This window comes from Aphanizomenon sp. UHCC 0183 (assembly GCF_009712065.1).
Taxonomy (GTDB): domain Bacteria; phylum Cyanobacteriota; class Cyanobacteriia; order Cyanobacteriales; family Nostocaceae; genus Dolichospermum; species Dolichospermum heterosporum.
This window is the reverse complement of sequence record NZ_VILC01000003.1, coordinates 1-24,509: the sequence shown is the minus strand read 5'-3', so window position 1 is coordinate 24,509 and position 24,509 is coordinate 1. Positions and strand designations below refer to the sequence as shown.

Below are 24,509 nucleotides of genomic sequence, written 5' to 3'. Positions count from 1 at the left end.
CAGCGATTTATAAAATGACAACTAAACTTACTGATGTTCAAAATCTCCTCTCAGATTTAATTTCCCGTTATTCTTCCCGTGTGGATTATTTAATGATTCGCTTGGAGGAAGCTGAAGGAACAGATATTGTTTTGCGTGGTGATAAAGTGGAAACTCTCAGCGAGGGAATTTCTATTGGTGGTCATGTTCGCACTTGTTATAAAGGTGGTTGGGGATTAAGTAGTTTTAATAAACTAGCAACCATTGAAGAGCGCATAGAAGAGGCGATCGCCGCAGCCCGGATAGTGGGTGATGAGGAAACTATACTTGCAGCCATTGATCCCGTACAAGCCGTATGTAAATTACCTCTGTTGGGTACTGATCCCCGTCAGGTTTCGCTGAAGCAGAAAAAGCAATTATGCGATCGCTATACTGACTTACTTAAAACAGTTGATCATCGAATTACTACCACCTCAGTTCATTATAGTGACAGTACCCAAAGAGTAATTATTATCACATCTGAAGGAACTTTCATTGATCAATCTTGGGTAGATATGGAAATGCGCTTTGCAGCCACAGCCAGGAATGGGGACACTGTCCAAACTGGCAGAGAAACCACTGGTTCTCGCAAAGCCTACGAAGATCTAACTAATTTAGACACACAAGTCAAAGGTGCAGCAGAAAGAGCAGTTACGTCTTTATCTTTACCATCTGTTAAGGGGAATACTTACACCGTAGTTATTGATCCCATTCTCAGCGGTTTATTTGTGCATGAAGCTTTTGGACATCTTTCTGAAGCAGATATGGCTTATGAAAACCCTGATATTCTGGAAGTCATGACTCTAGGACGACGTTTCGGACCCGAAGAACTGCAAATATTTGATGGTGCTGCACCCCAAGGACATCGCGGTAGTTATTTTTACGACGACGAAGGTACACCAGCGACAACTACCCAGTTAATTGAAGATGGTGTATTAGTTGGTAGACTGCATTCTCGTGAAACTGCTGGGAAATTAGCAGAAAAACCCACAGGAAATGCCCGTTGTCTGAATTATCACTATTCCCCTATTGTGAGAATGACAAATACCTGGATTGAACGGGGGAAAACCCCAGTCGCGGACTTATTTACGGGGATTAAAGAAGGTGTTTTTGCCCAAAATTGGTTAGGGGGAATGACAAACGGGGAAATGTTCACTTTTAGTGCTGGGGAAGCTTGGATGATTAGAAATGGCAAAATTGCTGAACCTGTAAAGGATGTGACCCTTTCCGGTAACGTTTTCCAAACCCTCGCAGATATCGAAGCCATTGGTGATGATTTTTACTGGGATGAATCCGGCGGTTGTGGTAAAGGTGGACAAAATGGTTTACCCGTCGGTTGCGGTGGTCCGAGTTTACGCATTCGGGATGTTGTGGTGGGAGGAGAAAGTGGAGAATAGTTCTTCCTTGTCAGGACTTAGTCTAACATATTTTTTGGCGTGAGTCAATAGCTTCAACCCATAAAACGCGAAAAATTATCATTCATTTTAGAGGATGTTTAAAAAGCCTTGGCGACTAGAAGTCGCGGCTACACAGACAAAACCCACCTTCGTGGGTTTAAACAGACTTCGTTTGTATAGTAGCATATCCCTGACGGGAGATGGAGATAAATATAAAACGCAATTTAACATAACAGGTATCCTTGTATTCGCCATAAACTTTTTAAACAACCTCTAAGAGGGTGTTTGAAAAGTCATGATTGCTGTATCAAATATTTTACCCCTACCTAACCCTCCCCTTATAAAGGCTATCGTGTACACACAAGTTACAGCAAATTGTCATCAAACCCGGAACAAGAACCCCACCCCCAACCCCCTCCCCGCAAGCGATGAGGGGGCTAAGATGTACCTTATATGATTGGAAATCGCTGTAAATTGAGGAATAATGGTGATTCGATAACTTGTGTGTACACCGTAGCTTTACAAGGGGAAGGGGGGTAACAATGTGATGAAAATTATGGGATACCACTTTTTAAACACCCTCTAAGAAGAAAGAATCAAATTTAGCACATTTAATTCATGAGAATTTAATAGGTACTTTTCTGTAAATGTTTTGTTTCTGATTTCTTCTAAGCTATAACTTCTAAATACCACAAAGGGAAATTCTTTGTAATTATGACCAATTGGTAAAACATTACCAACGGGATATAATGAACGAATGTAGGTAGATAAAATATCCCGAAAAAGTTGATCTTCCGGTTCTTGGGGTTCATTTTCAAAATATTCTTTCATTGCTTCCCCACTAATAAACGCAAATAATGGTAAAGCGTAATATTGATCATTGTGTTGACTACTTTGTTCTAGTCTTTGGGTTTTCTTGACATCATCTTTGAGATTTTTCACTAATTCTATAGCATCTTGAATAGCAGATCGTAAATTTTCTGGATAATAAGATTTGCGGCGGGTAATTTCGTGCATATTTTTCCACAGTTCTTCATTAGCGTAAGTTGCTATATCAGCTAGTCGCATTTGATAAGTTTCTTCTAATTTATTATTAGCAATAGGTACTACCAACAAACCACCACTAATATAACCAGGTTCAAGTTTTCCAAAATCTAGTAACTTATCTAAAGTATGAGAAATTTCTGAAAATTTGTTGTTAAAACACTTTTGTAGTCCTAAATAATTAGACTCAGTTGTACTTTGAATGACAAAATCTGCTCGTCCGAGGAGATTTTCTAAATTTGTATAAACTTGTTTTAGCAATATATCGCTTTTATTGTGTTGATATTCTGTTTTTAATTGACGAATCAGGTTGACCATTTGAGCAGAAAATGTTTCTCCAGCAGCAAAAACAGATTTTCCACCGATAGGAATCAGCATAAAATTATCTCGACCTATGCGACTATAACCAAAAATCCGGGTCATGATAGAACCTTTTAAAATCAATAATATATTTAATAGACTCAGCGCACTTTCTTGTAAAGATATTTCTGCATCATCTTGATAATACACTGCTCGTTCTGCTAAGTAAAAAATTAGTTCTTTTTCTTGACTATCTATATGCTGATTTCCCCGACCTCTGTAAATAACTTGAATTATTTCCATAAGGTTTTTTTCAATTTCAAATTTAGGAATTTCTACTAAAATATGTTTAGCTTTAGGAAAAGATAACCCCCGACTACCGCAAGCAGTCATAAAAATGACTTTGACATTTTCCTGAAATTTCTGAATTTCTTTCTTTTCGTTCTCAGAAATATTTGCGTGTATTTCTAAATAATCTGTACATTTTTCAAACTTCCCCCAGTTTCGCTTAATTTTATCAATTAATTCTGCTAATTTACGCTTGTTTTGAATATAAACAATTATTTGTTCAACATCTGACCGTTGAAGGAGAGATTCAATATCTTTTAAAATCTCAGTTTGTAACCCAGATTCTAAATTATATTGTTGCTTTAATCCTCCTTCTTCCCTAAATCTACAAGATTCAACTAATACTTGATAACTAATAGATAAACTGCTTGCTGGGTAGGAGTTAGTATTAATAACAGTTGATTCTAAACCTTTAAATATTAATGGTTGAATAGAAAGAGGTTGAGCCGTATCTACCGCACGGCGGAAATATATTTTATCTGGTTCTGGGGAGGTATCAGATAGGTGTTGAATAATCACGTTTTTATCAACAATAGAAGCATCAGCAACAATTACTTTAGTATTAAAACCATGTTGAGAATCCATTAATTGATACTTTTCTATTATTTGATGAATTCCATTTAAAAACTCCACACCTCCATCATCACCTGTAATTTCATCTATCATGATAAATAGGTGTTTAATTCTCCCAGATATTTCTTGCATTTTTCGCGGTAAAACTTTACCATCTGAGGTATTATAAGCATTTCTAAATATCTTATCAAAATGCTTTAATGTATTACCAGTATCAGTCATTTTCAAGGATTGAATAGAAGCAGTTGCGATAATATTATTTGATATTTTTTGTTCCACAATTGTGGAAATAGCTTCGCAAATGCTATTGAGAACACCCTGCTTTTTTTGTCCCACATCTTGAATTACATCTTCCTTAGTTCGCTGAAATCTGTCCGAACGTCTGGCTTTTTGTTCAATATCTCTACTATCGAGAAAGTCAACAGACTTTTCAATAAATTTACCCTGACGCTGGTTAGATGTGTATTGAACTGTGTAACGACCAAAATTATTTGTAATTAAGTTGCTGTTAGTGTTTATAGCTAATAATTTGTCATGAGATAATCTTCCGGTATTTTTATCTTTGAATTTTTCGATAATATCCAAATTAACTTGTTTGCGAGGACTAACATAAAAGAAAAGAAAACCTTCATTTATATGTGCTTTCAAAAAATCAACAATTGCGGTAGTTTTACCAATTCCCGGATTTCCCGTTAAAAATATGTAAGTTGATTGAGAAACTAAGGCTTTTTTAATTAATTCAGCATGAGCATCTCTTAATGTTATACTTCCAGTTAAACCCAAATCATTCATTAATTCTGAAGGAACTGTCCCCACAGAATTGATAAATCCCGTAATTTTCTCTGTGTGACGCGGTAAAAGGGTAATTTTATCAGCAGGAATTTCTAAAAGAGAATCAACAAACTCCTTACCACGTTCAAAACTCCGGTAAGCACTGCTTTTAATTTTATTTAAAACTTGTTTACGTGCTTGGGGAATTTCTTGGGGACTGGAATCATGCTTGTAAATCTGATAACAGGTTTTTAAGATATCGACATTTTCTCGTTGAATGGATATTGTGCTAATTCCGCGATCGCTATATCCTATAGAATTGAAAACTACATTTGCTGTATCTGGGAGAATAGTGGTTTTTTGGAGAAATTCATAGAAGCTATGGAGATAACAAGCAGCTTGAATTGATTTGGTACTTTCTTTGTCTCTATATTTGAAAGCAGTAAAGTATGTCTTTAAACTTTCCGAAAATTCTAAACCTAAAGATTCAGTATCAATTCTCAGATTAGAAAAAACACTTTTTGACCGTAAATAACTAATATCTCGCAGCAATAACCGACGGATAATTTCTATATAATCAATATTTTCAACATCTTGATGAGAATTAATAGAAAATACTGATAAATCAACACAAATAACTCGATACTCTTTTCGATGACGTAATAAAATTAAAGTATCTGCATTCAGAAATTCACCTTTTTTCTGATCATTTGTAATATATTGAGGGATGTTATCTAAGTTATCAAATTGAGATAAGACTTCACCAAACCATTGAAAATTATCTTTGGTGTCATAAGTACCAATACTATTATCACCATTAAACCGACATTGATAATATAAGATTTCTATATTTTTTAACTTGTGTGGTTTATCCCAACCAGTAGATTTGATGTATTCTCGCAAGAAATTAAAGCCACTTAAAAACCCCTTTTGAATAAAGAACACACTCCAAGTTTTAGCCATTTCTCTTTCTACAGTGCTGATAACTTTATCAATAACTCGCTGTTGAATTTTAGATAACTTTAGTTGCTGTAGTTCCTGACGATATAAATCACCAAATTTGTGCTGAATTTTCTGTTCTTCAATATAAGCAAGAACCCCAATATTAAAACCTACTTCAAACAAACGTCCCAAATCTTCAGCTATTTTAGATTTCATGTTAATTTTCAGATAATTTTACAAAAAAAGGGAATAGGGAACAGATAAGAAACTAAAGTTTCACCAGTTTAGAGATTCAGTTAAGAAAAAGATGTTTTTAAAAGATGTGTAGCCCGAAAAAACAGTATCATTATTTCAATCTCATGTTTAAAAACATGAGTTTTTTTCTGTTCCCTGTTGCTTCTTCTTCTGAAAGTTTTAGGGTTAATACCCTTCGGGAAGCAAGCTACATGAATTACCCCTACTGCTTTGCATTTAACACTTTTCTCACAAGAGTTAAAAATGCTAAAGAGTTAAATTCACCTTTTCCTTTAAAATGATTAAGTAAAGAAAGTTTACCAACGGATTTATCTCCAATTAAATTGTCGTAAGGATCTAGTTTAATGTGGATTTGTTTTTCGGCTTTTTGGTAGCGGGAGAAGTGAAATAAAGTTAAATATTCCAAAATATCATCTTTCAACGAACCATCAAAAATAAGTCCTTTATGGATATCTTCATCATCAAGAATTCCTTTATAACTATTTAACAGCGTCGCATAGGAAATAACACCTCTATAATATCTTTCTTCCTCCTTACCTACTTTCATTCCATTAAATAAGTTGAAAAATACAACAGATTTCTTGCTAGGATCTTCGAGTAATTTTGTTAGTTCTACTGTGTCTTGAATATATAAAGAACTGGCTGCGATATCCTCTAATCTCACCGCATAGTATTTATCAAAAAACATGGGATAGATTTTCAGATCATGATATTCAGATTTTAAACCTCTAATTACATCTCTTGACATAAAGAAAAGTCCATCATTATCTTCTGTTTGTGTTAGATGTAATGTGCTGGTATAAGGTGCTTTAGCAATATAAACAATATGCTTATATCCCCAGTTGTAAAGTTCAGTTACTTTGTCAATAATCACACTAGGATTTGTAAACATTTCTTGGTTATCACAGTTATCAGAAAAAGTTGTCGGTAACTGGAATTTAATTTCCCCATTTTTCATGTTTACACAGATTATTTCTCCCATTAAGTTGGAGATTTTTGCAGAACCACTCCACTGACTATCACTTTCACGACTAGAGACAATAATAATAGCCAGTTTGTCTAATTGGGGAGATTTTGAAGAACCATTAAAAGTGAATTTTTTTGGTAAAACAGAGTACAAAGAACTCATGGTATTAGGAATTTTATGCGTCAAATTTCTGATATCAATTCCCTGTTCATTCGCACGATGAGTTTCGTTAAATAAATGAGATAAAACAGCAGATAAAGAAACTATAAATTTTTCTATTGGTGCATCATCATCTTTTGTATTTAGATGTAATCTGAGAATGGGAACAAATAATCTTTTCTGCTTCTCTAATAAAAGTTCAAGACAAATATAAGCAAGCAAACCGTAAGTAAATTTATAAACAAAAGCTTGAGGAGGTTCTAGTTTTTTATCTTCTAAACGATAGGGAAATAATAAAAGTTGTCGAGTTTTGAAGTGTTGACTATAAATACTTAAACATCTCGGATCATCTAAAGGTGCAAAAATTACTGGTAATGCACGGATAGCATTTAAATCATATTCCATGTTAAAGGTTTCTTGATCTTCTGTAGCAAAAAAGTGAATGTCGTTGATAGTAACTTTAGCTGGTAGGGTACAAAGGGAATTTGTTTCTGTATTTGGTTTTCCCAAAGATATGTATTTGAGAACTTCCTTATAATTTTTTCTGACAACAGGTTTAAACAATGTATTGTTATTAAAAATATTTTGGGTATCTTCTTCAAGAATGCCATTTTTTACAGAAATATGTACAGGGTACTCTCTTGTAGGAAAGGAAGTTTTCCGCTTGAGGAGATTTTGCAATACACCTTTGAGACGATTGATTTTAAATTGAATATTAAATTCTTGTAAGTATTTATAAATATTCCGAAGCAGTTGTTCTTTTGCTGTTTCGTCAGAACCCTGTAATTTATGAATTACCTTTTTCTCAAAGGCTTCTAAAGGATCATATTTTAATTCATCGTTAAGAACATAATTATTACTTTTGGGATTATGAGGAGACGCAAATAAGAAGTAGTATAAAAACGCTATTTGTAAGACATTTTTGGGAAATGATTCTCTTTGTAAAGGATCTGCAAGTGCGTCTTTATGTTCTTGACTATCTGGATTCAGGATATTAAGACGATCATCAAAAACGTTTCTACCACCATTAGTATGAACTTTACCATCAAACTTCAATTTGAGTCCAAATACAAATTGAATTTCTCCCCGATTTTCATCTTTTGTTTCTCCCAAAAAACCTTCGACTATGGGAATAATTGGTAGCTTATCAAATGCTTCACCACGAGAAAAGGCATCTTTGTAATTAACGGAAACCCCTGCATAGTTGACGAGGTAATCACCATCAGCTTTGTTGCTATCGTTGATGTATGTTTCTATAAGTCTGAGTCTTCTAATCAAATCTTCTAAATAGATAGCACCAGCGGCATTTAAATTGCTAGTCTTAGTGTTAATATTTTCTAGTAGAAACTCTAAATAATTTATCTGGGCTTGTTTTTTGAGTTTTCCTAATGTTTCCTTATTGACAACATCCCGCAATCGGAAAATATCGGAATTTTTATCTTTTTCTAAATCCTCAAGAATATATTCCAAGTCTTGTTTTTCTTCAGCATTTGCACCCGCAAATTTCACCCGAATATGATGTTCTAAACCCCTTCGCAATTCTGCCTCAAAATCATGGGTTTTCTGGACAGAAATAGTCAATTTATGAACTTTTAGCAGTTCTCTGTTTTCAGGATTCTTCTTATTAAAAGTTAACCGTTGTTTTTGTAAATTATTATAAGGAGGAAAAGTATAGGTAAAGTCTAATTTAGATGTTGTTCCTTTGAATGTCTGTAAATCTGTAATTAATTTACTCACAAATTCTTCTATTGATTCACTATTTCCTAATGATGATGTTAATAATTTCTTGACACGATCTTTAATTGCATGAATTTGAGTCCGAAAATTTTGTTCAGAACCTGGACTAATATTTACAGTAGCAGAACGGACGCTGTTTCCAGATGCTCCCAAGGGATTTTCTACCTGCAAATTAGCAACTTCATTTGCTACCTGATCAATATTGATTCGTAACCGATTATTATCATCAGAAATTTTAAATATTTGTTGATACGGTTTCTGTAAAACTAATAAAATTTTTGCTAATAAATCGGTATAATCAACATTAGCTAAGTCTGGATTGATTGTTATTCTGTTCATTTGCACCCTTAAATATTGTTTTTAAATTTACACTTAATAAATAATAAGGCTTTGCGTCTTGACAAGTCAAGATAAAATCAGAACAAAAATCCCCGACTCCACTCAGAAGCCAGGTATCTAAGTAATTGGACAAAAATATTTACGTTTAGCACTGCTCATTGGTGTCAACTTAAGCTCAAATCCCTACCACATCTCGTTCCTAGTCTCTGACTAGGAATGCAGTTGATGAGGCTCTGCCTCTAATATTATTGAAGGCAGAGCCTTCTAGAATTCATTCCCAGTCAGAGACTGGGAATGAGATGACTTGAGTTCTTTGCGGGATAGAGGTTTTACGTTAAGTTGACACCAATGAAGCTCTTGCTTCACTCCTACGTTTAAAATCAAACAATCAAGCCGTTTTGAGTATACCAGTAAACCAATTACCAATTACCTAGATAAAGCAACTTGAGTTACTACACCAAAGCCGCTACCTTCCCCAACAAACCCTGAAACAAGCGCAAACCATCGCTATTACCTAACGCGGAATCTGCTGCTCGTTCTGGATGTGGCATCATGCCCAAAACATTGCCTTGAAGATTACAAATCCCCGCAATGTTGTTGAGTGAACCGTTGGGATTTTCTTGATAACGAAATAAAACTTGTCCGTTGGCTTCGATTTCTGCTAAAGTAGTTTCGTCACTGTAGAATCGCCCCTCTCCGTGTGCGATGGGTAAAGTGATGATTTCCCCTTCAAAATAACCTTGAGTCCAATGTAAATTATTACGCTCAACTTTTAAGGGAGAGCGATCGCAGATAAAATGCAAATCCTGATTTCTCGCCAATGCCCCAGGTAATAAACCAGCCTCAGTTAATACCTGAAACCCGTTACAAATACCGATGACAAATTTACCTTGTTGTGCATGGTTGATAACTTGCTGCATTACAGGAGAAAAGCGAGCGATCGCCCCACATCGTAAATAATCCCCATAACTAAAGCCACCGGGGACAATTACCACATCTATATCACTAATATCCGTCTCTTGATGCCAAATCATCCGCGTTGGTTGTCCTAGTAAATCTCTAGTCACATAGGCAACATCACGATCGCAATTAGAACCTGGAAAAACTAAAATACCGAATTTCATTGTTTGTCAGAGGAATAGGAACAGGGAACAGGCAAGAGGCAAGAGGCAAGAGGCAAGAGGCAAGAGGCAAGAGGCAAGAGGCAAGAGGCAAATTATTTATTTTCTCAATACTATTGCCAATTTTCCAAAATATGTCTGAAACCCAATAAAATCGTGAGGATATCAATAGGGTTTCAGGGCTTTGGCAATAGTATTGTTTCTATTACCAATTACCTATTACCCATTAGCAGTTTCAAAATACGCCAGTTTGTGATTCTACCTCAATCAAATCAAAGCGATAATTTTCGATGACTGGATTTGATAACATTTGGTCACAAATTTGATTTAAGTCTCGACGCGCTTTCATTTCATCAGGTGCGGTAATGGTTAACTCAATGTACTTACCAATTCTCACCTGTTCCACATTGTCGTATCCCATTTGTTTGAGGCCAGATTGTACAGCCACACCAGCAGGATCTAAAACTGAAGTTCTCAGAGTCACGAAAATTTTAGCTAAATATTTTATTTGCACAGGCTTTTTGCTGAATGCTGCGATCGCTATCCTATAACTTTTCTGGTCTAACTGAGTGAAAATATAATCAGGAGTAGAAGTAATTCATGAATTACCTCTACATAAATACAAATTTAACAACGATTTATGAGAGCCATACATACCCGTAGTCAAGAACGGATTTTAAACCTGTTACAAAATCTTAAACAAGGCATTTCTGCTCAAGAAATTTACGTAGAACTACGTAATCTCAACCAAAGCATGGGTTTAGCAACAGTTTATCGTTCCTTGGATGCTCTCAAATTAGAAGGCTTAGTGCAAGTGCGAACTTTAGTAAATGGTGAAGCCCTTTATAGTTTAATACAACAGGACAAGCATCATCTAACTTGCCTCCAATGTGGCATTTCCATTCCTATTCATCAATGTCCTGTCCATGAACTCGAAAATCAATTACAAACCAGTCATCAATTTAAAGTGTTTTATCACACTCTAGAATTTTTTGGACTATGTACAAAATGTCAAGCTAGTAGTTCGTCAAATTTATTTTGACGGGTAATGATCGGAAAAAACTTCTGTTCTTCCCTCCCCTACCCCCGGTGCCTCTCTTCTCCCCCTGCTTGCCTTCACCCGTCATTTTCGGGTTGACAGACTAGTAGTTAGGAGTCAGAAAGAAGGAGTACGGCTAAGGCCACGCTGCGCTATCAGGAGGTAGGGGCGCAGGGCCTGCGCCCATTCAGGAGTCAGGAGTCAGAAAGAAGAAATAAAAGAAGAAAAAATTATTTAATTAGTGGGAAAGAGAGGTTTGGGATTAGGAGCATTATCTGAAACAATAGAACGAATACCTTCCAAAGTAGCTGGAATAGTGCGAGGGTCCATAAACATCACCTTGCTGCTATCGCTTTTACCAATAGTAGTCCCCATATCCAAATAATTTAAGGCTAACAGCACATCTAGTGCTTTTTGAGCATCAGGGTTAGCCTTAATCCTCTCAGCGATAATTTCTGCCGATTCAGCGATCGCTTGCGCCTTTAAAACCTGTTGTTGGCGTTCTGCTTGCGCCCTAAGAATGATTGATTTCTGTTCAGCTTCTGCTTGCATAATTACGGATTTTTGCCTAGCTTCCGCGTCCAAAATTTGGGCATCTGCCTTACCTCTAGCGCTATTCACAGCCGACTCCCTATCACCTTCCGAAGTTAAAATAGATGCGCGTTTGCGTCGTTCCGCTGACATTTGCAATTCCATTGCTTCCCGTACCGCTTGAGAAGGAATAATATCCCTCAACTCCACCCGCGTCACCTTTACACCCCAAGGATCAGTAGAAATATCTAAATCCTGTAATAACAATTCATTAATTTGAGTCCGAGCGGTAAAAGTTTGATCTAACTCCAATTGTCCCATTTCCGAACGAATTTGAGTCAACACCAAATTTACCATAGCCGATTGCAGATCCTCCACCTTATAGCGGGCTTTTTCCATATCCACAATTCGCCAGTAGACCACAGCATCCACCTCAATCCCCACATTATCGCGGGTGATGCACTTTTGAGGGGGAATATCCAAAACCTTTTCTCGAATAGTTTCTTCGTAGATAACTTTATCAACAAACGGCATCACAAAATTTAGTCCGGGCTGCATTTTCTTGTTATAACTACCCAATCTTTCCACCAAAGCCTCATTTCCCTGATTGACAACACGCACAGATCCAGCAACAGCAGAACCACCAAGTGCCAAAATGATCAGTAAAAAAAGCTGTTCCATAATAATTTTCTCCTAATTTGCAGGTATTAACCATTAAAGCCGGAACGAATAACTGACAATTGACAACTGACAACTAACAACTAACTCAAAAAATAATCTGGCATGACAATTAAAGTCGTCCCTTCCCTTCTCACCACATAAACAGTTTGTTGAGGTGGTAAGCTAATTTTGTGATCATCACATTTGGCTCGCCAAGAATTACCCTCGTATAATACCCTACCCACCTGTCCTGGTAAAATTTCCGTTAAAGTTTCCCCAATGACTGCATCTTGAATGGGCGATTTTCGTCGTCTTGGTTGCAAAAACCGCCGGGAAAGGATAATCAGAGTAGTAGACAAAAACAACCAAACTGCAACTTGTATCCACAAGTTTCCTATACCAGAGTAAGACAATAATCCTACAATTAAAGCACTAATGCCCATCATAAAAGCAACAAAAGCCGATGGTAAAAACAGTTCTGTCAAACACAGAACCGAACCCGCCAACAGCCAAATTAAGCTAGAACTTGGCATAACGCTTTTCCCTTTACAATGAATTTACTGATACCAATATTATGTGAGGCTGAACAGAATCATGAAATCTATTCATCTATTCTTATCTGCGTTTATTTGCGTTTATCTGCGGTCAAATATTCTTAAAGTCTTATTCCATGCAGTTTTATCTTAACTTGGCATTAGATACACCAATACAGTGAATCTTGACAAAAAAAACTAATCCTGATTTTAATTATGTTTTCTACCAAACGGGTGATTAATTGCCCAAATCCAGAATGTGATCAACCTTTGAACTGCGTCGGAGATACTATTTGCGATCGCTGTCACACCCCCCTAATTTACCGCTATCTCTGGGCAACTGGCAACCAAGCCGCAGAAATTTCCCCAGAAACAAAGGTAGCAAACAGATATGAAGTCATCAAACCCCAAATTTGGTTAGACACCCAACCTGCACTATTACCAGATATCCCCGCAGAACTACCAAATATCGTTATTCCCTACCTACACTTATACTCAGAACATTTGCATATACCCCAAGCCTATGGTTTTACCTCCTTAGCCGAAATAGAAGATGATATTCTTTTACTAGAAAATGCCCCCATAGATGAAACAGGCTGCATTTACCCAACAATTACCGACTCCTGGGAACAAGCATCTCCCGTGAGACAGATTTATTGGTTATGGCAAATTCTTCAATTGTGGACACCTTTATCAGAATTGGGAGTTGCCCAAAGTTTATTATTAGCAGATAATTTATGTGTGCAAGGTTGGTGTATTCGCTTACTAGAACTGCATCAAAACACAGAAGAATTAACTTTACAAGATTTAGGTAATTCTTGGCGCAATTGGGTGACAGTTGCAAAAACCACCAGTTCCCCAAAATTAGAATACATAGTTGAGTTAATGTGTCAACCTGAAAATGATTTAGAAATTATTAATACTCAACTCAATGAACTATTATTAACAACAGCCATAGAATTACCTTTATATTTAACTATAGCCGGGGGGACAGATCCAGGTCCCGTCATTAAACATAATGAAGATGCTTGTTATCCTAGTCATCCAAGGGACTTAGATGATCAATTACAACCAAGACTAGCAATTATTTGTGATGGTATTGGTGGTCATGAAGGTGGTGAAGTTGCGAGTCAATTAGCTTTGCAGTCTCTCAAATTGCAAATGCGGGCTTTATTGGCAGAAATAGACGAACAAACAGAATTATTAACTCCTAAGCTTTTATGTCAACAAATAGAGTCTTGTTTACGAGTCGTTAATAATGTAGTATGGTCGCGCAATGACGAGCAAAAACGTCAGGGAAAGGAACGCATGGCTACAACCTTAGTTATGTCATTGCAAATCCCTCAAAGAAGAGAACAGTTAGAAAATTCCCATGAACTTTATTTAGCCCATGTTGGTGATAGTCGTGCTTATTGGATTACTCAAAATTATTGTCAACTCCTGACTGTGGACGATGATATGGTAAAACGAGAAGTTGGTTTAGGGAAAAGTTTATATCGTCAAGCATTGCAAATCCCAGAAGCTAAAGCCCTAACCCAAGCACTAGGCACAAAAGAAGCGGAATTTCTCAACTTTTCGGTTCAAAGATTTATTATAGAAGAAGATGGGATTTTATTGCTGTGTTCCGATGGTTTAAGCGATCGCAATTTAGTCAAACAATCTTGGCAAGACTACGCAATTCCCGTACTTACAGGCGATTTAGACATAGCAGACGCTACCCAGGAATTAATTAAACTGGCTAACGAAAAGAATGGCCAAGATAATATATCTGTAGTCCTGACTCTTTGCCGTGTTGCCAAACCATCCTCAATGGCAATTATACCCGCACCGCCAGCAGAAATTATTCCGCCCCAACCCTTAGCCGTCCCTGACGCAGAAGCATTAATTATATCAGCACCCATAGAAACAGATTTAACAGCAAGTTCCCAAGCCTTGCTTGATTTAAGTTTGACAGAAGCACCGCTAAAACCATCTAGAAGTAAAGGTTTGGTACTATTAGCAGGATTATTAATTTTATTATTGGGAAGTACCACAATCAGTTTATTTGCTTGGTGGCAATTATCGCCCCAATCATTCTCACAAGTCTGTCGGCAACTTCCCCAAAAGGTGCGAGAATTATGTCCGGGAAGGGAGTAGGTAGGGGGGTAGGGGAGGTAGGGGTGGTGGGGGAGGTAGGGGGAGTAGGGGAGGTGGGGGAGGTAGGGGAGGTGGGGGAGGTAGGGGAGGTGGGGGAGGTAGGGGGAGGTAGGGAAAAGAGTATTGCCAATTACCAATTACCAATTACCAATCACTTCAATAAGAAATATACAAGTTTGTTCTACAGCTTAATAGCGCAATGTGTTGTAAAATTGGGTTTGCCATTAAATCATGCTGGATTTTGCAGTCAAAATAGCTGTGGAGATGGTTTAGGAACAACAAAAGTTAGATACATAAGATATTTATTATGAAAGTAGGCGATCGCGTGCGTGTGAAAGAATCAGTAGTAGTTTATCATCATCCCGAACATCGCGGTGATGCTTTTGACATCAAGGATGCAGAAGGGGAATTAGTGGCTATTGTCACCCAATGGCATGATAGACCTGTAAGTGCCAACTTTCCTTTTTTAGTCCAGTTTAGCAAAAAGTTTAAAGCCCATTTACGCGATTTTGAAATAGAAAATATCTAGTACCACAGGGCGGAATTAAAAATTAAAAAATACCGTCCGTACCGTGTCGCCAACCCAAAGTGCTACACGGATTAGTTTTATTATTGATGTGTGCGATGGTGCTGACTTGCCAGTTCGCCTTTTCGTGAAATTTCTAATACACGCTTTCACGTGATTTAAGTCACTGGAAAGAAAGATATTAAGGTAGAAGATGAATTAAACAATGTCTCCGTTTAGTTAAGTATGAGTCCTCTAATTCTTATACTCACCCAGATCATTCTCTTCCTCCTGGGACTACGAGTAATATTTTTGATACTTGATCAGGTAATAAATGCTTATAGGCGAGTTAGATTTTCACCAAATAAAAACCCGATTTGGATCATTAAAAACATTTTTCAACGGAGACTAAGGATTAAACCCTATACCAAAAATACCCACAATACATACAAAAATTCGAGGTTGTGGAAGCAACTACTTCGCAAACTCAATAATGAGAATACAACCGCCGAAAGACTAATCAACCATCTCATGATAAAATACCCCGGACAGTCTGACCGATGGTATCTTGAAAAGGCGATTTTCGATTTAGAACGGGATAAAGGAAGATATTAACTTAATCAAGAAAATATTCCCAACAATGCAAATTAATATTACTACCTGCAACCACAACCGCAGCCGCAAAATTATCTGCCGGTGTTAATTCCCTTAAACTCCAATCTCCTGAGACAAGTAATTTACTAGGTTGATTTGGTGTTAAATCTATTTCAATTTCTTCTAACTGTACTAAACCATCTCCTGTAGCTTTTAAATAAGCTTCTTTACAAGTCCAATAACGAAAAAATATTTGTTGTTGTTGGGCGAGAGAAAGTAGTCGCAGGTATTCATATTCTCTAGCAGAAAAGAATCTTTTCGCCAGACCTTCCAAATCAGACATAGTGCGAATATATTCTAAATCCACACCAATTTGATGTTGATAACTTATCCCCAATAAAGCCAAATCTTGGGAATGAGATAAATTAAATAACAATCCTTTATCAGCAAATTTAGCCGCCAATAAAGGCTTACCACGCGGCTGATATTCAAATTCTACTTGTTTAGGGGCAATATCTAAATATTGCCCTAAAATGGCGCGGAGAGTGCCACGTCCAGCCATAAATCTTTGCCGATGTTCAGGAAAATAAAACCTTTCGGCGCGAGCAATTTCATCACTAGATAAAGTTTCCCGATAAAATTGTAATTGTAATTCATCAGAATTTAAATTAATGCGCCAAATATGCACATCATTTAATAACAAATCTAATTTTTTAGGTGCGGGTAGCCAATTCAAATTACACACAATATCTAATAATTAAACTGTAAAAATTCGGGAGACAAAACGTTTGATATAGTCGGAAAGGTTAGGGATATTCTTTCTTCCTCCTAACTCCTAACTCCTAACTCCTTCTATCCACTCTAAAACACGATTCCACGCCCACCATTGATCAGGATCTTGGTATTGATTTTGACATTTTTTGCTACTCACATAACCAACATGACCACCGTAGCGAGTCAGTAATAAATCTATATCAGGATTTTTTCTAGCAGCAACTTCTAAATCAGGAATGATAGCCGGATCAAATAAAGGGTCATCAGCAGCATATAAAATGAAAGTTGGTTGAGATAATTTTGGTAATAATTCTAAACCACTGCTGGCTTGATAATAATCAGCAACCGTCGCAAAACCCAAACGGGCAATCACCAATTCTTCATCAAATCCCCAAATACTATTAGCCCTGGCAATAGCTTCTGGTTGAATAGATTCAGGATAAGCAGCATGAATTTTCCAGGCTAGTTTTTTCAGTTCCTTAGCAATGCGAGATTCGACATATTTACCAAAAGGGTGTTTAACTAAATAGGTGAGCGATCGCAACGAATCCAAACTTGGACAAATCACCGCCCCACCAGCAATGTCAATGTCTTTAGGTGCTAAATCCGCAGCAGCTTTCACTCCCCACAAAGCCAACTGTCCCCCCAAAGAATAGCCCGTAAACCAAAATGGTGAAGGACAACCCATTTTTGCGGCAGTTTCGGCTATTTTAACAAAATCTTCCCCCTCATACAAACCATCCGAAGTCAATGTTGGCGATAATTCTGCGGTTTTACCATGCGCCCGCCAATCAAATAACACCACAGCATAGCCTTGGGCGTAAGCCTTGCGTCCCAAAATTCGTAAAAACCATTGCTGGTCTAGCTCTCCAGTAATACCATATGTGCCAACAATTGTACTATGGGCATTTGGGGGAATAGCAACTTGACCAAAAATTGGCACACCTTGACCCCCAGAGAAGATAACCTCGTGATATTTTGGTTCTGGATGAGTAATTTTACTCTCCCAATCCCGATTAGCCCATAAAGCCGTATAAGCCGTCATGGTCACGCCATTTTGCAAAAAATAGGGCGGTAAATATTCGTATTTATACATAAAATAAGAGCATTGTATCTTACAATAGTTTGGATTTAATATTTATATTAGATTTAACATATTTTTCATAATTAAGATGGTAATCTTTTTATATATCAAGGAAAACAAAGCCTTATGGTTTGCTTGATCATCTAATCATCCCTCAACTTTTTCCCAGAATCAGCGTAGCGAAATTTTGGTAGTTGGGAGAGCGTCAATTATCGTTAAATAAAGTAGTTATAATTTTTTAAGAATGCCGAGGATTCTTGTCATAGACGATGACCCAGCGATTTCAGAACTTGTTGCCGTCAACTTGGAAATGGCGGGCTACGATGTTAGTCAAGCTGAAGATGGCATTAAAGGTCAGGCTCTGGCTCTCCAGCTACAACCCGACTTAATTATGCTTGATCTGATGTTACCTAGAGTAGATGGATTTACAGTTTGCCAACGCTTACGTCGGGATGAACGGACTGCCGAGATTCCTGTCTTGATGTTAACTGCTTTAAGCCAAACCCATGACAAGGTGGAAGGGTTTAATGCTGGTGCAGACGACTATCTGACCAAACCCTTTGAGCTAGAAGAATTGTTAGCGCGAGTACGGGCTTTATTACGACGCACTGACCGGATTCCCCAAGCAGCAAAACATAGCGAAATTCTCAACTATGGACCGATTACCCTCGTTCCCGAAAGATTTGAGGCTATCTGGTTCAAAGCAACGGTGAAACTGACTCATTTAGAGTTTGAGTTACTCCATTGTTTGCTGCAACGTCATGGACAAACTGTTTCCCCTAGCGAAATCCTCAGAGAAGTCTGGGGTTATGATCCTGATGATGATATTGAAACTATTCGGGTGCATATTCGCCACTTGAGAACTAAACTCGAACCTGATCCTCGTCATCCGCGCTACATTAAAACCGTTTACGGTGCAGGATATTGTCTGGAATTACCTAGTGTACCTCCGGGAATGGAGGAAACTATGGCTACAGTAGTTGAGTGAAAGGGAACTGGGGACTGGGAACTGGGGACTGGGGACTGGGGAAGTTAGGGAAGTTGGGGAAGCTGGGGAAGCTGGGGAAGTTGGGGAAGTTGGGGAAGCTGGGGAAGCTGGGGAAGTTGGGGAAGTTGGGGAAGTTGGGGAAGTTGGGGAAGTTGGGGAATATTTCCTCCCAATGACCAATGACCAATGACCAATGACCAATGACCAATGACCAATGACCAATGACCAATGACCAATGACCAATGACCAAAAACTATGATATAATTAGTAGTTCTCTAAAATGGTGCTGGGTGAAGAACGTAGAGACAAAACTCAGCACACCTACACACTCAGCACTAAAGAACTCTAGTTTATGGCATTGCCAATTGTTGCAATTATCGGTCGCCCCAATGTGGGCAAATCTACCTTTGTAAATCGTCTTGCCGGAGATCAAACGGCGATAGTCCATGATGAACCAGGGGTAACACGCGATCGCACTTACCGTCCAGCTTTTTGGAATGATCGGGAATTTGTCGTAGTAGACACAGGTGGCTTAGTTTTTAACGATGATACCGAATTTCTCCCCATGATTCGCCAACAGGCTTTAACAGCGCTTGCAGAAGCCTGTGCTGCTATTTTCGTAGTGGATGGGCAAGCTGGTTTGATGCCCGCAGATGAAGAAATTTCCGAATGGTTACGTCAACAACCAGTTCCCGTATTACTGGCTGTGAATAAATGTGAATCTCCAGACCAAGGGGTGATTCAAGCCGCTGAATTTTGGGAATTAGGACTAGGTGAACCTTTCCCCATTTCCGCTATTCATGGTAGTGGGACAGGGGAAATCCTAGATGAGTTAATGAATCACATTCCTCATACAGTAGAAGTAGAGGAAAATACAGAAATTAAAGTTGCCATTATTGGTAGACCAAATGTAGGCAAATCCAGCTTACTCAATGCTTTTGTCGGTGAAAATAGAGCTATTGTCAGTCCTATTTCTGGAACAACAAGAGATACAATTGATACAATAGTTGAACGAGGTGGGCAAACTTACAGGTTAATTGATACTGCTGGTATTCGCAAAAAGAAACATATAGAATACGGGACGGAATTTTTCAGTATTAACCGTGCGTTTAAAGCTATTCGTCGTTCTGATGTGGTTTTATTAGTGATTGATGCTTTAGATGGTGTCACTGAACAAGATCAAAAATTAGCAGGGCGCGTCTTAGAAGAAGGTCGCGCTTGTGTTGTGGTTGTGAATAAGTGGGATGCTGTTGAAAAAGATTCTTACACCATCTATGACCATGAAAAAGAACTAGAATCACGCTTACATTTTACGGAATGGGCAGATACTATTTTTGTGAGCGCAAATACGGGGCTACGGGTAGAAAAGATTTTAGAATTGGTCAATCAAGCGGCTGAGGCACACAAACGCCGTGTGAGTACATCAGTCATTAATGAAGTTCTGGAAGATGCTATCAGTTGGCATTCACCACCGACTTCACGGGGCGGTCGTCAGGGTAAGATATACTACGGTACTCAAGTTAGCAGTCAGCCCCCTTCTATCGCGCTGTTTGTTAATGATAATACCCGCTTTAATGACAATTATCGCCGTTACATTGAACGCCAATTCCGTAAACAGCTTGGCTTTCAAGGTACACCGATTCGGTTATTTTGGCGCAGTAAGAAAGTTCGAGAAATGGAAATTGGCGGACCAAATCGTGCTACTCGTGTAAAATAGGAAACGTAAGGATTTAGGAGTCAGTTAGGAAGCCAAAAAGGAAGCCAGGGAATAAATTCCCTGTCTAAAAGCTAAAGTCGGTTAAAACCGACTGTTTTTGCTGTATTTATTCTAGAAATAGAATAATTGTAGATTTTGAGTTAGTTAGAGTGCGTTTTAACGCACTTTAGCTATGAGACAGGGAATTTATTCCCTGGCTGTCTAAAGTCGGTTTTAACAAAGCCGTTTAACAGGTGCAAACGTCGCTAAAAACGAATTTATTCCCTAGCTGTCCACCAGCGGGGTCAAATGATTAAGCCATTTTAGTATAATCATGAGTTATTTGCCTAAAAACTACTGACAACTGACAACTGACCAATGACAACTGACAAAATATGGATTTATTGCGATCGCTCCCTCTCGGACTTTACTTAGAAGAACCGCAAACTTGGTTACACAAACTCGATCCGCGAGTAAAGTTAATTTGGTTATTAAGCTTTCTCAGTAGCTATATTGTCGCTAATAACTATTGGCGAGTATTATTGGTATTACTGCTAATTACTTTTACTGTATTTGCCAGAATTCCTCTGAGAGTATGGCGACAACAAATGGGCTGGTTGTTGGTACTATCATTTATGGTGTTAGTCATTGGCTCGATTAGTCCTGATGGATTAGGTGTAAGTTATCAGCCTCGCTTACCCGCAAATGAACAGATTCTCACTCAACCAATAACTGATAAGAAGACCCAAGTTACCCCAGTAATAGCAGATAGCAGTAAAAAGTATAGCTATGTGTTATTTCAGAAAGGATTTGTGAAAATAAATCGCCGTTCTTTGGATTTGGCAATTAGCTTGAGTACAATAGTTTTTACATTAATCTACAGCACTAATTTATATTTACTCACAACCGCACCAGAAGAAATTACTTCGGGTATGGAAAGTTTAATGCAGCCTTTGAGAAGGTTCAATATTCCAGTTACAGAACTTACCCTGACTCTAACTTTATCCTTGCGGTTTATTCCTCTGGTTTTAGAAGAAATTCAAAACCTAGTGCGTTCGGTGATGACTAGGGCAATTAATTGGAAAAAGCTAGGATTAAAAGGAGGAGCAAAAGTTTGGTTAATTGTCACCGAGAGATTATTAGAAAATCTGCTTTTAAGGGCGGAACAAATGGCAAATGCGATGATGGTAAGGGGTTTTACTAGTCCTAACGAACATCGGGTTAAATGGCAAGAGTTAAAATTAAAAATGGGTGATTGGTTAGCGATCGCCACTTTAATGGTATTTTGGGGAATCAGAATAGCCTTTGGTGCTGATAAGTAATTGGACAAAAATATTTACAGTCATTGCGAGCGAAGGGAAGCAATCACAACCCTTGCAATTGCTTCATTTCACTTCGTTTCATATGGCTAACGCCACGCAACCCTTACGCAATGGCATTGTGTAATTAATTTTGTCTCACTACTTAGCGCAGCGTGACTTAAAATTTGTCATCTCATCTTTTCCCTAATTTCCAATCTTCACCACCGGGTAACTGAATTAACAGTTTGACAATAGCTTTTGGTAACTCTTTGACTGAATATAGATGAGTCAATTCCAAAAATTTACCTGCGACAGAAATTACCTCGTTTCTGTTGACCATTCCCGCTAATTCAAATTCATTATGAATCCCTCCCAATACTTCTAAACTTGCATCAGCTATAGCTAATTCTATTTCCTCTTGTAACCAATTGTCCCATTCATCTTGATTTATATAATAGGATTTTTTATTTTCTTTAAGATTAATATCTTGAATTTCTAGTAATGAATTGCGAATAGAAGCAGTCCAAGAATTAGTTAATCTTTGTTCTATTTGATTTTTAATCAAATGAATTAATAACACCTTTAAAAAAGATTTAATTTGACGTAAAATAGCTTTTTTACTCATCCCCTCTAATTCATCTACAATAGCCAAAGCATCAGTGTAACGTCCTTGTAAAATACTATTTTTGAGGTCTGTTAATTCCTGTGTCATATTTTCTTACCTCAGGACAATTCACTTATACAGAGAAAAATTAAGAGTTTTGCCGTATTGCATACCGCCATATCTATATTAGATGATTATATGCGATCGCTCATAATTTAGCAAAAATTGGGAATAAAATCTCCGAATTTTTTATTTAATTCTGTGAATAAGTTCTGATTTCTTACCAGAGGGTATCTAAATACCATACATGGATCTTTATGGTTTAGCTATTCCTACGGAACGCTATGCGAACGTGGACTAATTAAAAATCAAGGGTTCTGAACCCACGAAGGTGGGTTTTGTTTGTATAGCCGCGATTTCTAATCGCCTAAGAGAGTATGAACTTTTCAAACACCCTCTAAAATTTGATAACTCGCATCCTCAATTAATATTTTGAATATAGATTGTATGGTCCGTAATTGGTTTGTGATTTTAAAACCTTGGTAATCTGATGTAAAAATCCTTGATTGTTTTGACTTGGAGTTTTAATTGATTCTTTTAATTTAAATTCTGATTTTTCGATCAGGTGATAATATGGATTATCAGGAGATTGAGGGAGAATAATATAGTCAAGTTGATTCAGAAAATTATTTCTAGTTTCTTGATCTCCAACTCCGAAAAAAGGTTGATATAATTTCCAATTTAGCAATCGTCCAGTTTGATAAAATTGCCAGGTTGAATCCCAGATTTTATATTCACCTTTTCCAATAGAAGACATACCAGCATTAGTCAAAAGATTGAGATTTCTTCCCTCTAAGTTCCCCAGTCCAATTACTGGTCTTATTATCAATGATAAACTGGTAGCCCAGCCTAACAATAACACCAAACAAATGACTTTTATTTTAGGTGTCAATCTGGGAATATTAAAAGATTTTTGTTGGCTATAAATTCCACCAACTAAAGCGATTAGATAGGGTAAACTATAAATTACTCTGTGGATATAAACCGTACTATTAAGAATCATAAATAACGCAAATAATGTAGCAAATATTAATGCTTTATCCTGACTATAAATCAATCCCAATATAGCTAAAATTGGCAAAATAGGACTATTTTTAAAACTAGTCAGAATATTCATAATAGCAGCTAAGGGAGAGCTACCAACTAAACTACTCGAAAATTCAATAAAATTGCCTATTAATACAGTTAGCTGATCCTTAATTGGTATTAACAGCAATACAATCGTTATTATACTTGCAAAAATAAACCCCAATAAAAATTTTAGAGACTTTTTTAAGTTACCTTTTGCTTTGAAAACTACAGACAAAAATGAACATAATTCCATTAAAATAAGGGGATACAGAATAAGCGCACTCGGCCAAACAAAAAGAGCGATCGCTGATAAACTTCCAGCAATACTAACGGTCATTAAACAAGATTGATCATTTCTCAGTCGTTCAATAGATAGCCTGAGCAACCAACAAGCCGCAAGACATAATGTAATTACCCAACAGTCAATGCGATCGCCACGATAGCTTTGAACAAACAAAGGATCTAATAAAAGGGGCAATGTTTTGTAAAGTATCCATTTCACACCCTACTCCGGCATAATGAACGGGAACAATGGCACGAGTACGGTCAGTAATTGCCGCTTCTACGAGGGTTTCGTCTAAGTTTAGGGTATCGGGTCGGATATCAACAAATACGGGAACTGCTCCCCTGAGAACAAAAGCGTTAGCTGTGGAAACGAAAGTATAACTGGGCATAATCACTTCGTCTCCCGGTTCTAAATCGGCTAAAATAGCCGACATTTCCAGGGCTGCTGTACAGGAGTGGGTGAGTAGGGCTTTGTGGCAATTCGTTTGCGCTTCTAGCCATTGATGGCATTTTTTGGTATAATTGCCGTCCCCAGCCAATTGTCCAGCGTGGTGAGCTTGGCTAATATACCAAAGCTCTTTACCTGTCATATAGGGTTTATTGAAAGGGATTTTATTCATGGGTTTTAATTTTTGGCAGGTTATTTTAAATTGCGAAGTTAAAACTTAATAAGTTAG

At 37.5% G+C, this 24,509-nt stretch carries 20 protein-coding genes; 8 read left to right on the top strand and 12 right to left on the bottom strand.

Annotated features, from left to right (window positions below):
- Positions 1 to 14: 14 nt before the first annotated feature.
- The gene (locus tag FJR37_RS01315; RefSeq protein WP_168465083.1) at positions 15 to 1,415 is read left to right on the top strand and encodes a TldD/PmbA family protein; all 1,401 of its coding nucleotides are present in this window, start codon (positions 15 to 17) and stop codon (positions 1,413 to 1,415) included.
- An 87-nt stretch (positions 1,416 to 1,502) separates the two neighbouring features.
- Here the strand turns inward: FJR37_RS01315 and FJR37_RS01310 are convergent, their stop codons facing one another.
- The 5 genes from FJR37_RS01310 to purS form a co-directional block, all read right to left on the bottom strand.
- A complete protein-coding gene (locus FJR37_RS01310) occupies positions 1,503 to 1,646 on the bottom strand; it encodes a hypothetical protein (protein WP_168465082.1) in 144 nt (47 codons plus the stop codon).
- 351 nt (positions 1,647 to 1,997) lie between these two features.
- Positions 1,998 to 5,609: a helicase-related protein gene (locus FJR37_RS01305; protein WP_168465081.1), complete on the bottom strand. Its 3,612-nt coding sequence runs from the start codon at positions 5,607 to 5,609 to the stop codon at positions 1,998 to 2,000.
- A 241-nt stretch (positions 5,610 to 5,850) separates the two neighbouring features.
- Positions 5,851 to 8,850 carry a hypothetical protein gene (locus FJR37_RS01300; protein ID WP_168465080.1) on the bottom strand — a complete coding sequence of 1,000 codons (3,000 nt, stop codon included), beginning with the start codon at positions 8,848 to 8,850 and terminating at the stop codon, positions 5,851 to 5,853.
- A 452-nt stretch (positions 8,851 to 9,302) separates the two neighbouring features.
- On the bottom strand, positions 9,303 to 9,974 hold the full coding sequence (gene purQ / locus FJR37_RS01295) for a phosphoribosylformylglycinamidine synthase subunit PurQ (RefSeq protein WP_039201097.1): 672 nt from the start codon (positions 9,972 to 9,974) through the stop codon (positions 9,303 to 9,305).
- A gap of 232 nt (positions 9,975 to 10,206) precedes the next feature.
- Positions 10,207 to 10,485, bottom strand: a complete 279-nt coding sequence (gene purS / locus FJR37_RS01290; protein ID WP_027401955.1) for a phosphoribosylformylglycinamidine synthase subunit PurS — start codon at positions 10,483 to 10,485, stop codon at positions 10,207 to 10,209.
- A gap of 126 nt (positions 10,486 to 10,611) precedes the next feature.
- Between purS and FJR37_RS01285 the strand changes: the two genes are divergently transcribed.
- The gene (locus FJR37_RS01285) at positions 10,612 to 11,013 is read left to right on the top strand and encodes a Fur family transcriptional regulator (RefSeq protein ID WP_039204337.1); all 402 of its coding nucleotides are present in this window, start codon (positions 10,612 to 10,614) and stop codon (positions 11,011 to 11,013) included.
- 231 nt (positions 11,014 to 11,244) lie between these two features.
- Here FJR37_RS01285 and FJR37_RS01280 read toward each other — a convergent pair whose 3' ends face one another.
- Complete coding sequence (locus FJR37_RS01280; protein ID WP_039204335.1) at positions 11,245 to 12,222, bottom strand: SPFH domain-containing protein; 978 nt, start codon at positions 12,220 to 12,222, stop codon at positions 11,245 to 11,247.
- A gap of 80 nt (positions 12,223 to 12,302) precedes the next feature.
- Positions 12,303 to 12,734: an NfeD family protein gene (locus tag FJR37_RS01275; RefSeq protein ID WP_039204334.1), complete on the bottom strand. Its 432-nt coding sequence runs from the start codon at positions 12,732 to 12,734 to the stop codon at positions 12,303 to 12,305.
- A gap of 216 nt (positions 12,735 to 12,950) precedes the next feature.
- Here FJR37_RS01275 and FJR37_RS01270 point away from each other — a divergent pair, with 216 nt between their 5' ends.
- Together FJR37_RS01270 and FJR37_RS01260 are read left to right on the top strand one after the other, a co-directional pair.
- On the top strand, positions 12,951 to 14,870 hold the full coding sequence (locus FJR37_RS01270; protein WP_168465079.1) for a PP2C family serine/threonine-protein phosphatase: 1,920 nt from the start codon (positions 12,951 to 12,953) through the stop codon (positions 14,868 to 14,870).
- A gap of 307 nt (positions 14,871 to 15,177) precedes the next feature.
- The gene (locus FJR37_RS01260) at positions 15,178 to 15,399 is read left to right on the top strand and encodes a ferredoxin-thioredoxin reductase variable chain (RefSeq protein ID WP_168465078.1); all 222 of its coding nucleotides are present in this window, start codon (positions 15,178 to 15,180) and stop codon (positions 15,397 to 15,399) included.
- Between the two features lie 592 nt (positions 15,400 to 15,991).
- Here the strand turns inward: FJR37_RS01260 and hetI are convergent.
- A complete protein-coding gene (hetI, locus tag FJR37_RS01255; protein WP_168465077.1) occupies positions 15,992 to 16,714 on the bottom strand; it encodes a 4'-phosphopantetheinyl transferase HetI in 723 nt (240 codons plus the stop codon).
- A gap of 90 nt (positions 16,715 to 16,804) precedes the next feature.
- Positions 16,805 to 17,839, bottom strand: a complete 1,035-nt coding sequence (locus FJR37_RS01250; RefSeq protein WP_168465076.1) for a YheT family hydrolase — start codon at positions 17,837 to 17,839, stop codon at positions 16,805 to 16,807.
- Positions 17,840 to 18,071: 232 nt separating this feature from the next.
- Between FJR37_RS01250 and FJR37_RS01245 the strand changes: the two genes are divergently transcribed.
- From FJR37_RS01245 to FJR37_RS01230, 4 genes are all read left to right on the top strand, one after another.
- Positions 18,072 to 18,815: a response regulator transcription factor gene (locus FJR37_RS01245; protein ID WP_027401963.1), complete on the top strand. Its 744-nt coding sequence runs from the start codon at positions 18,072 to 18,074 to the stop codon at positions 18,813 to 18,815.
- Complete coding sequence (locus tag FJR37_RS01240) at positions 18,808 to 19,005, top strand: hypothetical protein (RefSeq protein WP_168465075.1); 198 nt, start codon at positions 18,808 to 18,810, stop codon at positions 19,003 to 19,005. The genes FJR37_RS01245 and FJR37_RS01240 overlap by 8 nt, the downstream gene beginning before the upstream one ends.
- Positions 19,006 to 19,167: 162 nt before the next feature.
- Positions 19,168 to 20,532 carry a ribosome biogenesis GTPase Der gene (gene der / locus FJR37_RS01235; RefSeq protein WP_039202145.1) on the top strand — a complete coding sequence of 455 codons (1,365 nt, stop codon included), beginning with the start codon at positions 19,168 to 19,170 and terminating at the stop codon, positions 20,530 to 20,532.
- A 374-nt stretch (positions 20,533 to 20,906) separates the two neighbouring features.
- The gene (locus FJR37_RS01230; RefSeq protein WP_168465074.1) at positions 20,907 to 21,833 is read left to right on the top strand and encodes an energy-coupling factor transporter transmembrane protein EcfT; all 927 of its coding nucleotides are present in this window, start codon (positions 20,907 to 20,909) and stop codon (positions 21,831 to 21,833) included.
- Positions 21,834 to 22,005: 172 nt separating this feature from the next.
- Here the strand turns inward: FJR37_RS01230 and FJR37_RS01225 are convergent, their stop codons facing one another.
- The 3 genes from FJR37_RS01225 to FJR37_RS01215 form a co-directional block, all read right to left on the bottom strand.
- Positions 22,006 to 22,524 carry a DUF29 family protein gene (locus tag FJR37_RS01225; protein WP_168465073.1) on the bottom strand — a complete coding sequence of 173 codons (519 nt, stop codon included), beginning with the start codon at positions 22,522 to 22,524 and terminating at the stop codon, positions 22,006 to 22,008.
- Positions 22,525 to 22,900: 376 nt separating this feature from the next.
- A complete protein-coding gene (locus FJR37_RS01220) occupies positions 22,901 to 23,884 on the bottom strand; it encodes a hypothetical protein (protein WP_168465072.1) in 984 nt (327 codons plus the stop codon).
- 85 nt (positions 23,885 to 23,969) lie between these two features.
- Positions 23,970 to 24,452, bottom strand: a complete 483-nt coding sequence (locus tag FJR37_RS01215; protein ID WP_217355147.1) for an aminotransferase class I/II-fold pyridoxal phosphate-dependent enzyme — start codon at positions 24,450 to 24,452, stop codon at positions 23,970 to 23,972.
- Positions 24,453 to 24,509 lie beyond the last annotated feature (57 nt).